Origin of the sequence: Ureibacillus chungkukjangi (assembly GCF_044795995.1) — a bacterium.
Classification (GTDB): domain Bacteria; phylum Bacillota; class Bacilli; order Bacillales_A; family Planococcaceae; genus Ureibacillus; species Ureibacillus chungkukjangi.
The window spans coordinates 3,481,932-3,495,241 of sequence record NZ_CP085009.1; the positions used below are offsets into that span (position 1 = coordinate 3,481,932).

The window sequence follows — 13,310 nt, forward strand, 5'->3', positions numbered from 1 at the left end:
TTCTCGTTCTAGATTGAATTAAATTTCATAATCTTGCTAAATAGAATCTTTTCTTTTAAAAAATTCAGACTTCACAAATGAGAAAATTTGTACTTTTCCCAATTTAATATTATTATTTTCCTGTATGCTATAATTATTGTAAAAATAGAAATGAGGTACCAATTATGCCAGTATTACGTGATTTTTTCATTACTTTATCTGAGAACCAATTCTTAAACAGTGCCGCTCAGAAATATGGTTTAAAAATGGGTGCACAAAGTGTAGTTGCAGGTACGAACATCCCAGAGGTTATCGAAAGCATGAAAGAACTAAATGCTCAAGGTATTTCTTGTACTGTAGATAATCTAGGTGAATTTGTTTACGAAAAATCAGAAGCTACAAACGCTAAGGAACGAATCCTTGCTGTAATTGAAGCTATCCATGAAAATGATGTAGATGCCCATGTCTCACTAAAGCCTTCTCAACTTGGTTTAGATATCGACTTCGATTTTTGTTACGAAAACCTAATGGAAATCGTAGGAAAAGCACATGAATACAATATCCATGTCAACTTTGATATGGAGGATTATGACCGCCTTCAACCGTCCTTTGATATGATGGAAAAAATCACACAAGTGTACGATAATGTTGGTACTGTAATTCAAGCGTATTTCTTCAATGCAAAAGAAAATATCGAAAAATATAAAAACTATCGTTTACGTATCGTAAAAGGGGCTTATAAAGAGTCACCAGAGGTTGCTTACCAAGATAAAAACGATATCGATTTAAACTTCATCGAGTTAATCGAATATCATTTATTAAATGGTAAATTCACTTCAATCGCAACACATGACCATAATATAATTAACCACGTAAAACAATTCGTGAAGGATCATAATATCCCTAACGATAAATTTGAATTCCAAATGCTTTATGGCTTCCGTAAAGAAATGCAATTAGAGCTAGCTAAAGAGGGCTATAATTTCTGTACGTATGTACCATTTGGTGATGATTGGTACGGTTACTTTATGCGTCGCTTAGCAGAACGTCCACAAAACCTTAACCTAGTAACAAAACAAGTTTTCACTAAGAAAACAAACACGGTTCTAGGCGTAGCTGCAGCTGCATTCGTTTTAGGTCGTCTTACTAAAAAATCGAGATAAAAAATTAAAGGATGCCAAGAAAAGTTCAACTTTTCTTGGCATCCTTTTTATTTATTCCAACCTTTTTCTTTAAACCTGGATATGGCTTCAATTCGATTGCCTACACCAAGCTTATCTAAAATTGTAGAGATATAATTTCGCACTGTACCTGCAGACAAAAAGAGCTCTGCTGCAATTTCCTTCGTTGTTTTTCCCTCCGCAACCAGCTCTAGCACCTGACTTTCGCGCTCTGTTAACGGATTTTCACTATCATCCTCATATACAAAGTCGACAAGCTCTGGTGCATAAATACGACGCCCATCCATAATTACTCGAATAGAGTTCACTAGTTCCTCAATGGGACTATCCTTCAACAAATACCCACGTACACCAGCTTTTCTCGCTCTTTCAAAATAGCCAGGTCTGGCAAATGTGGTTAAGATTATGATTTTACAATCTGATTTTTCCTGCAGGCTTTCTGCAGCATCCAAGCCTGTTTTCATCGGCATTTCTATATCCATAATACAAATATCCGGCTTTAGTTCATCAACTAGCTCAACTGCTTCTTCGCCGTTTTTAGCAATCCCGACTACTTCCATATCATCTTCCATATTAAGAAGTGATTTCATCGCACCAAGTAACATTCCTTGATCTTCGGCTATCACAATTCGAATCATGTCATACACTTCCTTTCTGATGTGTAATGGCAAGCGGAACACTGATTAATAGCTTTGTGCCATTTTTACTTTCGATTTGAACAGATCCGTTTATAAATTCTAAACGCTCTCTCATTCCTTTCAAACCGTTCCCCGCAATATTTAACTTTTCATTAAATCCTTTACCATTATCATAAACCGTTAGAAATATTTCATTATCATTTTTTTCTATTATTATTTTACATTTTTTTGCTTCACTGTGCTTCACTACATTTGTGATTGCTTCTTTTAAACTCATACTTAGTACACTTTCCACTAATACGGGCAAGTGCAATTCAACCTTCTCCCCTTTTATTTCATAGTCAATTTCAGCAGCCTTCAAAATTTGCTTCACTCTTGCTATCTCTTCTGGCAGCTTAACCGCACGCATATCGGAAACTAGTTCTCGCACTTCCTTTAACGCTATGCTCGCAGTATGACGAATATCTTTTATTTCTCGAATAGCCTCTTGTGGATTCTTCTCAACCAGACGACTAGCTAAATCACTTTTCAAGCCAATCATTGAAAGCTTTTGGCCCAATGTATCATGTAGATCTCTTGCAATCCTTTGACGTTCTTCATGAATAATTAATTCTGCGATACGTTCATTTGCCGTTTCTAGCTGGCCCTGCAGCTTCTCTCTTTTATTTTTACTATATAAAGTAAACGGCAATAACACGACCCCAACTACCGTTACAATAATAAAAGGCGTTTGAGAAAGAAATAAATCTAAATCAAGAAAATACCCAGCTACGATCGACAGAATTGTAAAACCGATATGTAAGCCATACATGATAAAGAATCCTACCGTATTTCTAAAATTCCCTATAAAGAAAGCAGTAAATAGCGATAGATATACATATCCATACATTAAGGTCATGGCGATATTTAAAACCATTTCAAAGCTAATCCACATATACAGCAATGCACTTTTTGAGTTAAAAGAAAAATAATGCGATAAAAAGAACAGTAAAATAAATACAATCCCGATAATTATTTCGAGAAGAGATAATGACCGGATAATGAAATAGAATGGCATAATACAAAAAATTACCCAAACATAAACACTTATCCATGGATTTTTCGGTAAAATTGTATACCAGCTTTGCATAGCATTCCTCACACTTCTTAAATTTTTCATTGAGTAGAGCTCATTTATTTATCAGTATAACAAAATCACGGTGTTACCACTAAAGGCATCACCGTGATTTCTATTAAAACACCCCAATGTATTTCTTGAAACATCCCTTATGCTTGAACAGACTTTCCGTTTTTAACTCGTAATGATTGTTCAATCTCCTTAAAGGAGATAAATTTTTTATTCTTCGGATCGTACAGCTTATAACGAATTGACTCTACACTTGTTTTTAATGTAATCGTTGTTGCTTTTTGTAGAGGAGGAATGGATTCATGAGCCGCTTCCAAATTATAATTCGGTACGCGTGGCGCTAGATGATGAACATGGTGGAATCCAATGTTCCCAGTTACCCACTGCAGTACTTTCGGTAATTTGTAATAAGAACTTCCTTCAACAGCTGCTTTTACATAATCCCAATCTGTTTCGTATTCAAAATACGAATCCTCGTAGGTATGTTGAATGTAAAATAACCATATTCCTAATGCGCCTGATACAAACATCGTGATTCCATGAACGAGTAAAAATGTTTGCCAGCCAGTTACAACGATTAAAGTTGCACAGATTATTATTAATGCTGCATTTGTAAAATACGTATTTAAACGTTCTTTTTTCTTTGCATCTTTACGGTTCATTCGATTCGCAACTAACACTAAAAACAATGGCCCTAAACCAAACATCACAATCGGATTACGGTATAAACGATACCCTAAGCGTCCTAGTTTAGATTTTTCTAAATACTCATCCACCGTTAACATTTCAATATCGCCGATACCGCGTTTATCTAAATTTGAGCTAGAAGCATGGTGAATCATATGCTCCCTTTTCCATTTTTCATAAGGAAATGAAGTCAAAATTCCCGATATATTTCCGATAATTGCGTTTGCTTTTTTATTTTTAAAGAACGAGCCATGTGTACAATCATGGAAAATAATAAATGTCCGAACTACAAATCCAGAAGCAAGAATACTGCAGGCTACTGTATACCACGGCGAAAACTGTAATAGGTAATAACCAGCCGCCCAAATAGCAAGAAGCGGAACAATCGTATTTATAATCTGTAATATACTAATTTTTAACTGTGATTTTGCAAAAGGTGCTACGTCTTTACGTAACTGTTTTGTCTTTTCAGCATCAGTCATAGCCAATATCCATACCCTCTTTCTTCGTTTTGTTACTCTAACAACATTGTAAAAAAAGAACGCTTTCCAAAGTAGAAGCAAACATCACATTTATTTCATTACAAATGTCATATGACCAGGTCCTAATTTTTGGGAATCCAGCATCTCTTGGATCAAATTGTGCGAGAATTGTGTGTGTACCTGGTACACACACAATATTAATATTCCACAAAAAAATAGAGAAAAAACATAACATTACGTTTTTTCTCCATTCCTATTTTAAACATTAAAGTATCGTGCATCTGGGTGTGCGAATACCATTGCAGATACGCTTGCTTCTGGTTCCATCATGAAGCCTTCTGTTAGATTTACACCGATTTGTTCTGGTTTAAGGAGTTTAAATAGCTTCTCCTGATCCTCTAAGTTTGGGCAAGCTGGGTAACCGAACGAGAAGCGTTGGCCTTGGTATTTAGCTGCAAAACGCTCTCTCATGGTGAAATCTGTTCCGTCTGGGAATCCCCAAACATCACGAATTTCTTGATGAAGTCGTTCTGCAAAGCCTTCTGCAAGTTCTAAAGCAGTTGCTAAAAGTGCATGACTTTCCAGGAATTTACCGTCAGTTTTTAATTGATCAGCAACAGCTTTTACACCATGTCCAGCAGTTACTACCATCAATGCCACATAGTCCATCTCGCCACTTTCCACTGTTTTTAAGAAGTCAGCTAAACAAAGATATGGCGCCTCTTTTTGCCTCGGGAAATGGAATCTTTCAATTTCTTGCTTAGTATCCTCCGGGTTATAAACAACTACATCGTCCCCGTCGGCTTGGGCTGGGAAAAACTGATACATGCCTGAAGGAGACAATAAATCCGATGTTAAATATTCATTTACCAGTTCATGTAACTCTGTAGCTCTTTCATCCTTTTCTGCTAAAAGCTTTTCCACATTCCCCTTTAAGCCTAAATGATGGCCAATAAGCGTCCTCATATTGACATAAGGGTGTAAGTGGGCAACTGAATAATTTCTTTTAATATGCTGCACTAAATCTCGCGGCACAAAAATACGGGAATCCTTCACCGTTCGTACCGGTTTTTCAGCTACAAGCTTTTGCGGTCGCGCCGCACGTTTTTCATCTGCCAACAGCCTTTTTTCCTGAGAATCTTGCAGCTCTTGTATTAGAACACCACGCTCTTGTGGATTCATTAAACGATTCGCATGATCAAGACCCTGCATAGCATCCTTTGAATAAATTACCGGACCATCATACTGTGCAGCAATTTTCGTTTCAGTAAATCGTTTCGATAAGGCTGCTCCACCTACTAAAATTGGCACATCAATCCCCACTTCTTTAAAGTCTTGTGCCGTGATTACCATTTGCTGTGCCGATTTCACAAGCAAGCCTGACAAACCAACAAAATCAGGCTGTTCCTTTCGAATCGCTTCGATTAGATCGGCAGGCGTTACCTTAATGCCTAAGTCGACTACTTTAAAACCGTTATTGCTTAGGATAATGTCCACAAGATTCTTCCCAATATCATGAACATCCCCTTTAACCGTTGCTAAAACCACTTTCCCTTTACCTGAGCTGTCTTCATTTTTTTCCATGTATTGTTCAAGGTGAGCAACTGCCGCTTTCATAACCCCGGCACTTTGCAATACCTCTGCTACAATAAGCTGGTTATCGTTAAACAAACGACCTACCTCTGCCATGCCAGCCATTAAGGGACCATTAATAATATCTAACGGTGTATCAAAGATTTTTCTTGCTTCTTCTAAATCAGGAATTAACCCTTCCTTAGTTCCTTCGATAATGTAATATGCAAGTCTTTCTTCCACTGTATCTGGAATATCCTCAACAGATTTCTCTTTCTTTTTATCACGGTAGAAATCTGTAAACACAGCTAACGTTTCATCATTCGTATTAAAAATCAAATCATTGGCTAACTTGATTTCCTCTTGGGGAATGGAGGCAAAACGTTCGAGCTTTTCAGTATTCACAATCGCATAGTCTAATCCAGCCTGTGTACAATGATATAAATACACAGCATTTAATACTTCTCGCCCTACCGGAGGCAAGCCAAAGGAAACATTACTTACCCCTAACACAGTTAGTGTATTTGGATATTTCTCCTTGATTAAACGGATTCCTTCAATTGTTTCCTCTGCCGCACCGATATATTGTGCATCACCTGTACCGACTGGGAAGACAAGTGGATCGAAAATAATATCTTCAGGAGCAAGCCCCCATTTCTCCGTTAACAAATGATAGGACCTTTGTGCAATCTCGAGCTTTTTCTCGCGGCTTACACCCATCCCTGTTTCATCAATTGTACCCACCACAACAGATGCGCCGTATTTTTTAACGATTGGCATCACTGCATCAAAGCGTTCTTCGCCATCTTCTAGGTTAATGGAATTAATAATTGCTTTACCCTGCGAATATTTTAAAGCTTCTTCAATTACTTTTTCATCCGTCGAGTCGATTACAAGAGGTACCTTTACCTTCTTTACAACCTCTTGCATGAAGTTTGTCATATCCTCTAATTCATCGCGATCTGGATTTGCTAAGCAAATATCAATTACATGTGCACCATTTTTCACCTGTGCCCGCGCAATTTCTGCGGCTTCCTCAAATTTCCCATCCACGATTAGCTGTTTAAACTTACGAGATCCAATTACATTTGTACGCTCTCCGATAAATAACGGACGCATAGAATCATCATATTGTAGTGGTTCAATGCCAGAAACGGCATGCCCATGTGTATTAGTTGGAATCGGTCTTGGTGTATAGCCTCCTACTGCTTCACGTATTGCTTTTATATGAGCAGGGGTAGTCCCACAGCAGCCTCCAACGATATTTAACCAGCCTTTTTCTGCAAAACCACGCAATTTAATGGACAAGGAATCCGGCGATTCGTGGTAATGACCTTCTTCATCTGGTAGACCAGCATTCGGGTAGCAGCTTATGTAACTTGTGGATAATTCCGATAAGGAACGAATATGGTCTGTCATAAATTCCGGTCCTGTTGCACAGTTCAAGCCAATCGATAATGGTTTGATATGTTCAATTGAAATATAGAAAGCATCAATTGTTTGACCAGCCAAAGTTGTTCCCATTGGCTCAATTGTTGCTGACAGCATGATAGGAAGTTGCTTTCCTGTTTCTTCGAAGGCACGATTTACCCCAAGCGATGCTGCTTTTACATTCAACATATCTTGACTCGTTTCAAGCAATAGTACATGTGCACCTGCTTCGACTAAAGACTTCGCCTGCACATAGAAGTTTTCGGAAAGCTCATCAAAAGAAATACCACCTGTTACAGACAAAGTCTTTGTTGTTGGTCCTATAGCACCTGCAACAAAACGTGGCCATTCTTCTGTTGAATATTCTTGTACTGCCTCTAAAGCCAACTCCACTGCACGTTTATTAATTTCTACCGCTTTTGCACCTAGGTCATACTCATTTAAAACTAAAGGGGTTGCTCCGAATGTATTGGTACAAATAATATCTGCGCCAGCTTCAAGATAAGCACGGTGAATCTTAGACAGTACATCCGGACGAGTTAAAACTAAATTTTCATTACACCCGTCTAGCTCTTCTCCCCCAAAATCCTCTGCTGTTAGATTTTCCTGTTGGAGCATTGTCCCCATTGCACCATCGATAATTAATATTCGCTTTTGCAATTGTTCTTCTATCAGATGGTTATACATTCGCTTTTACCCCTTTGTTTTGCTCATCAAGTTGTTTGATATATTGCATTAATTTTATTGTCACATCGTATCTTAAAAATGGTGTAATCAAATAAATTCCGTTAAAGTGTTTTGCCGCCGCATCAAGTAGTTCCCTTGCAATAGCAATCCCCTCTGCCGTCTCTTTTTCTTTATCTCCGTCACAAGCCTTCATTCTTTCTAATACTTCCTCAGAAAGCTTAATACCAGGTACTTCATGATGTAAAAATTCAGCACTACGGAAGCTTGTTAAAGGCATAATCCCAATATATATCGGGGCTGAAAGATGCTTTGTGGCTTCATAAATTTCTTCGATTTTCTCTTTTGTATAAACCGGCTGAGATATAAAATAATCTGCTCCATGCTCAATCTTTTTTTCCAGACGTGCCACTGCTCGATCGAGTACCCGTACATTCGGATTAAAGGCTGCAGCAACAGAGAAGTTTGCTTTTTTGCGCAACGGTTTACCAGAGAAAGAAATCCCTTCGTTAAGTTGCTTTATTAATGAAATCAACTCCATGGATGACACATCATAAACACTTGTCGCACCAGGGAAATCCCCTACTTTTGTCGGGTCTCCAGTAACCGTTAAAATATCATGTAGACCAAGTGCATTTAACCCCATTATGTGAGATTGCAAACCGATTAGATTTCGATCACGGCATGTAATATGAGGCATTGTGCGAATCCCATGCTGCAGCTTCAATATTGAACCCATGGCAATATTGCTAATCCGGGGGGATGCCAAAGAATTATCGGCCATCATTATAATGTCTGCCCCTTCGTTATAAAGGGTTTTTGCCCCTTCAACGAAAGCTTCAATTTCTAAATGTCTCGGAGTATCTAGCTCAACAATAACAGAACGTTCCCTTTTCACTTTTTCATGAAGTGGTTCTAGAATGCTAGGTTCAGCCTCTTGAATGAAGACTTCTTTTTGTACGATCGCTTCTTTTACTTCAATCGGCTCTAAATTTTGCAGAAGCTTTTTCGCTGCTTCAATATGCTTTGGAGTTGTACCACAACATCCACCGATTAGACGAACACCTTGATTTCGAAGCTGGACAGCTGCTCTTGCAAAGTAATCGACCTCTGATTCGTAGATAACACGCCCATCTTCGATATCTAATAAAGACGCATTCGGGTAGGCAGATAAAAATGCTTTTTCTGGAAGCTCTACCCCTTCAAAGGCTTGAATTGTATGGTGGGGACCTAATCGACAATTGACTCCAACAATATCTGCCCCTAAATCCTGTAGCTCTTTTAATGCGTCATTTAAATTCATCCCATTTACTAAAATTCCAGGCTCATGCATCGAAACCTGCGCAATGATTGGTAGTGAAGTTTCATAGCGAAGTAATTTAATTGTTTCTGTTAATTCTTCAAAATCATAATAGGTTTCTAGTAACAATCCATCAACCTTCTCATTTATTAAAACCATCGCTTGTTCTTTAATAGCTAGAAGGATTTCGTCGAGTGTTGTATCGCTTTTACGAACGCCACGAATTGCCCCAATTGAGCCAAGAATAAATTGATTTCTATTGCCTACTGCTTTTTTGGCGATGGAAACGGCTGCTTTATTAATCTCTGATACTTTATCTTCTAGTCCATAGCGTGCAAGTTTAATAGAATTTGCTCCGTATGTATTGGTTTGGATAACGTCTGCCCCAGCTGTGATGTATTCAAGATGAATTTTTTCGATTAAATCGGGCCTTACGATATTCATTTCTTCGTGGCAATTATCTAGACCATATGCATACAATAAAGTCCCCATTGCTCCATCAGCTGTTAATACCTTGGATTTTAACGCCTTTAGTAGTCCCATTTCTGACATCCCCTTATAATTCTAAAATTTCAGTTTCTTCAAATCACGTATTTCCCTTGAACCATCTCTTTTTCCACAAATATAAAAAGCCTTCTTGCAAGAAGAAGGCTTGTGTCATCAATATTGATATCCTTCTCATCTTTCGGCTTACTGCCAGCTGGATTTAGCACCTTACATTTTGTTGGTTGCTGAAGCTTCATCGGGCCAGTCCCTCAGCTTCTCTTGATAAGAGTCTTATTTAGTTTTTAATATGTTAAATCGTATCATATCTTTAAATTATCATTTCGTCAATATGTTTTCTGATTTTTGAGAAATTACATTACTTTTGTATAGCAGCTAAACTGCTGAGAACTTTATCAGCTGTTTCTTTCCCGTTTTCAATACAAGCCCCGATACCTACTCCAAAATAGGAGCAGCCTGCAATATAGAGATTTGGATATTTTGAATCTAGGTCAACTAATAAAGCGTCCAATGCTTCCTTATGAGCCAAATCATATTTCGGCATCATATTAATCCATTTCGCTACATTTACAACAACCGGTTTTTCTTCGATATTAAGGCTTAACTTGATATCTTCTAATGCCACATTCGTTAACTCTTCATCGGACATTGTTGCAAGCTCTGCATAACGAGGATTTGTATTTTTATAGAATAACCTTACGAGTAAATTCCCATTTGCAGAGGTGTGTTTCCACTTTCTACTTGTCCATGTGGAGGCATTACAAACCAAGTCACTATTATGGGAAACAATAAAGCCTGTTCCGTCAGCAGGTAAAATTGAGTCTGGAATAGAAAAGCCCAAATACATTGTCAGAGCGGAGGCATTCGTAAACTTACTTAAGTTTGAATCCATCTCCTCGTCCTTTAATATATTTCGAACAACGTTATTCGGAAGTGCCAATACGACTACATCCGCTTGTATTGTCTCTCCATTAGAAAAACTCACATTATAAAGTGCACCATTTTTACTCACACTTGTTGTTTCAGTATTTTTATAAAACTCTACCTCAGGAAGAAGCTCCTCTAAACGATTAATTAAAGCTGAAAGTCCATTGTTAAAAGAAATGAATTTTTTATTAGCAGCCTTTTCAAATTGCTCTTTATTTGCTTCAAAGCCCTGCATGATGCTGCCATACTTATTTTTATAGTCCACTAAATAAGGTAAAGTAGAGGCTAAGGATAACTGGTACAAATCACCAGAATAAACACCAGCAAGAACTGGAGCAATCTGCTTTTCAACAATTTCTTTTCCTAGGAAGTACTCTAAAAAGTGGCCAATCGAGCTTTCCTTTGTAAATCGATCATTAGGGATTTCAGCATCCATTAATACACGCTGTTTTCCTTCCTCTGAAATTAAGGTACTTGCCTGCAAAGATTCCATGCTCATCGGAATTCCAAATGTAGAGCCAGCTGGAATCGCATGTAATTCATTATTTGTGTGTATATATGATATACCTGTTTCGTTATAAACTAACTCCGACTCAAAATCTAGTTCTTTAACTAGCTCGAGTACCTTCGGATGACGTGCCACTATGGAGTCTGCACCGTTTTCCATGATAAAGCCAGAATCATATTCAGTATGCATTTTTCCACCTAGATAATCGTTCTTTTCTGCTAGTATGTACCGAATGGGCTCATCAGTCGGTGCTTGTCGTTTTAAATAATGTAATGTGCATAGCCCTGTTATACCTCCACCTACAACTACTACTGTTTTCATAAAGACACTCCTAACCGTTCATTCTATCTGCCTCTCTAGTATAAACGTTTTTTAGCAAAAGTACTGTGAGTTCTATTACAAAATTAGTACAACCGCGAAATAACAAAAGGGAATTTCCATATTCAGAAATTTCCCTTTGTTATTTCTTATTTAATAGTAACTAATCAAACGATTGCATTTGATGCATTGCTGAGTTACGCCACTTAGCTGCTTCTTTTCTATTTTTAGGAACATCAATTCCTAGCTCATAGATGCTGGCAATGTTCAGCTTTGCTTGATAATCACCGAGTAACGCGGCTCTTTTATAATAGTAGAGAGCTTTTTTTCCGTTTCGAATAACACCTAAGCCATTTTCATATAAAAAGCCAAGGTTATAAATTGAATCGATATGGTGTGTTTCAGCTGCTTTTTCAAACCACTCTAAAGCAAGCTCACTATCTTTTTCTTGTCCAAATAGTCCATCTAAGTAAACTGTACCTACTCTATACTGAGCATCCTCATAGCCGCCCTTTGCTGATTCTAAATAGTAGTGGAAGGCCCTCTCTTCATCAGGCTCCATGCCGATTCCCTGCTCATACATGATTCCTAGGGTAAACATTGCTTCTACTACATTCTGGGAAGCTGCCTTTTCAAACCAAACTAATGCTTCTTGGGCATTAACTTCAACACCCTCACCATTTAAATACATATCAGCTAAATTATTGGCACTATCAGCATGACCCCTTTTAGCCGCTCTTTCATAATATAAAAAGGCCTTTTCATAGTTTTCCTCTATCCCTAGTCCTTCAAAATAGCAATTTCCCAACTCATACATTGCAGTCGTATTTTCTAAAATGGCAGCTTCCTTCAGCCAATGTACTGAATCACTATATTTATCCATCATCCGGTAAATAAAAGCAATTTCTAGCATGGCTTCGTTATCTCCATCTAAAGCAAGGTTAAATAACTTTAGTGCCTCTTCAACTTCTTCAGAATCATATAAATCTATTTGGTCATATAGTAATTTTTCAAACAATTCACGGTCATAAAGCATTGGATTCTTCACCTTTTACAAAGTTATTTTAAGAATTGTGATTACGATTACTTTTCTTTAAAATACTCGACTAGATATTCTTTAAATTGTACGGCGGCCGGGGATAGATAACGTCCACCCGCCCAAGAAACGCCAATCTTTCGTTCACAAATCGGCTCACTTACTCGAATTTTACAGACATTGTATTCATTTAATCCTTTAATGTTTGGAATAAGAGAAACACCAAGTCCCGCGCCAACGAATCCCGCAACGGTATGCATTTCTTCTCCAGCAAACGTCATATTTGTTGTAATTCCAGCTTCCTTAAATAATTTATCGACAATTTGACGCAAAGCATTACCTCGTTTTATCGAAATAAATGGTTCATCCTTAATTTCTTCTAACTTGATGGTTTCTCGATTTGCAAAACGATGGTTTTTCGGAACAATGACAAATAACTCCTCGCTCCACAGTTCAATCCACTCAATATCAATCACTTTTGACTCAATTCGTTGGGATAGACATAAATCTACCTGACCTTCCTCTAGCCATTTTAAGAGGTTATATGAAGCAGCTTGAGTTAATGTGAATTTCATATTCGGATATTTTTCTGGAACATGTGCCATTAATTCAGGCACTACTTCCATCCCAAGGGTATGAATAAAACCGAAAGCCACATCTCCATATCCAGGCATTACGAGACCGCCAATTTCAACCTTTGCTTTTTCAAATTCTTTTAATATTGTATCTACACTAGTTAAAAAGAGCTTGCCGTAACGGTTTAAACTAATTGAACGACCTTGTCTATCAAACAATGGAACACCAATTTCTTGTTCAATGTTAGAAATCGACTTACTAAGGGCTGGCTGCGAAATATTTAATTGTTCTGCTGCATGTGTCATATGCTGCATCTCTGCAACGGTTTTAAAATACTCAAGCTGCTGAATTTCCATTTTAT

10 protein-coding genes and 1 riboswitch are annotated in these 13,310 nt (G+C 37.7%); of the genes, 1 reads left to right on the top strand and 9 read right to left on the bottom strand.

From position 1 onward, the window contains the following. The first annotated feature begins 164 nt into the window (after positions 1-164). Complete coding sequence (locus LG296_RS17200; RefSeq protein WP_107936229.1) at positions 165-1,142, top strand: proline dehydrogenase family protein; 978 nt, start codon at positions 165-167, stop codon at positions 1,140-1,142. A gap of 47 nt (positions 1,143-1,189) precedes the next feature. Here the strand turns inward: LG296_RS17200 and LG296_RS17205 are convergent, their stop codons facing one another. The 9 genes from LG296_RS17205 to LG296_RS17245 form a co-directional block, all read right to left on the bottom strand. Then, positions 1,190-1,798 carry a response regulator transcription factor gene (locus LG296_RS17205; RefSeq protein WP_107936227.1) on the bottom strand — a complete coding sequence of 203 codons (609 nt, stop codon included), beginning with the start codon at positions 1,796-1,798 and terminating at the stop codon, positions 1,190-1,192. Position 1,799: 1 nt separating this feature from the next. Continuing rightward, positions 1,800-2,927, bottom strand: coding sequence for a sensor histidine kinase (locus LG296_RS17210; protein WP_107936225.1), 1,128 nt, complete (start codon positions 2,925-2,927; stop codon positions 1,800-1,802). 137 nt (positions 2,928-3,064) lie between these two features. Beyond that, complete coding sequence (locus LG296_RS17215; protein WP_181418078.1) at positions 3,065-4,093, bottom strand: fatty acid desaturase; 1,029 nt, start codon at positions 4,091-4,093, stop codon at positions 3,065-3,067. Positions 4,094-4,351: 258 nt separating this feature from the next. Then, the gene (gene metH, locus LG296_RS17220; RefSeq protein ID WP_107936221.1) at positions 4,352-7,783 is read right to left on the bottom strand and encodes a methionine synthase; all 3,432 of its coding nucleotides are present in this window, start codon (positions 7,781-7,783) and stop codon (positions 4,352-4,354) included. Then, on the bottom strand, positions 7,776-9,623 hold the full coding sequence (locus LG296_RS17225; protein ID WP_107936220.1) for a bifunctional homocysteine S-methyltransferase/methylenetetrahydrofolate reductase: 1,848 nt from the start codon (positions 9,621-9,623) through the stop codon (positions 7,776-7,778). Before LG296_RS17225 ends, metH begins: the two co-directional genes overlap by 8 nt. 38 nt (positions 9,624-9,661) lie before the next feature. Further along, positions 9,662-9,793, bottom strand: a complete 132-nt coding sequence (locus LG296_RS17230) for a hypothetical protein (RefSeq protein WP_268968902.1) — start codon at positions 9,791-9,793, stop codon at positions 9,662-9,664. Continuing rightward, positions 9,756-9,855, bottom strand: a riboswitch (SAM riboswitch). Its footprint overlaps the gene before it by 38 nt. Before the next feature lie 87 nt (positions 9,856-9,942). Next, positions 9,943-11,340, bottom strand: a complete 1,398-nt coding sequence (hemG, locus tag LG296_RS17235; RefSeq protein WP_107936218.1) for a protoporphyrinogen oxidase — start codon at positions 11,338-11,340, stop codon at positions 9,943-9,945. 160 nt (positions 11,341-11,500) lie between these two features. Further along, positions 11,501-12,373, bottom strand: coding sequence for a tetratricopeptide repeat protein (locus LG296_RS17240; RefSeq protein WP_107936216.1), 873 nt, complete (start codon positions 12,371-12,373; stop codon positions 11,501-11,503). 47 nt (positions 12,374-12,420) lie between these two features. Then, positions 12,421-13,305: a LysR family transcriptional regulator gene (locus LG296_RS17245; RefSeq protein WP_107936214.1), complete on the bottom strand. Its 885-nt coding sequence runs from the start codon at positions 13,303-13,305 to the stop codon at positions 12,421-12,423. Between the last annotated feature and the right edge of the window lie 5 nt (positions 13,306-13,310).

Excerpts from the sequence above, each read along its gene's own strand:
- LG296_RS17200 (WP_107936229.1), top strand. The coding sequence starts at position 165 with ATGCCAGTATTACGTGATTTTTTCATTACTTTATCTGAGAACCAATTC.
- LG296_RS17205 (WP_107936227.1), bottom strand. The coding sequence starts at position 1,798 with ATGATTCGAATTGTGATAGCCGAAGATCAAGGAATGTTACTTGGTGCG.
- LG296_RS17210 (WP_107936225.1), bottom strand. The coding sequence starts at position 2,927 with ATGCAAAGCTGGTATACAATTTTACCGAAAAATCCATGGATAAGTGTT.
- LG296_RS17215 (WP_181418078.1), bottom strand. The coding sequence starts at position 4,093 with ATGACTGATGCTGAAAAGACAAAACAGTTACGTAAAGACGTAGCACCT.
- metH (WP_107936221.1), bottom strand. The coding sequence starts at position 7,783 with ATGTATAACCATCTGATAGAAGAACAATTGCAAAAGCGAATATTAATT.
- LG296_RS17225 (WP_107936220.1), bottom strand. The coding sequence starts at position 9,623 with ATGGGACTACTAAAGGCGTTAAAATCCAAGGTATTAACAGCTGATGGA.
- hemG (WP_107936218.1), bottom strand. The coding sequence starts at position 11,340 with ATGAAAACAGTAGTAGTTGTAGGTGGAGGTATAACAGGGCTATGCACA.
- LG296_RS17240 (WP_107936216.1), bottom strand. The coding sequence starts at position 12,373 with ATGCTTTATGACCGTGAATTGTTTGAAAAATTACTATATGACCAAATA.
- LG296_RS17245 (WP_107936214.1), bottom strand. The coding sequence starts at position 13,305 with ATGGAAATTCAGCAGCTTGAGTATTTTAAAACCGTTGCAGAGATGCAG.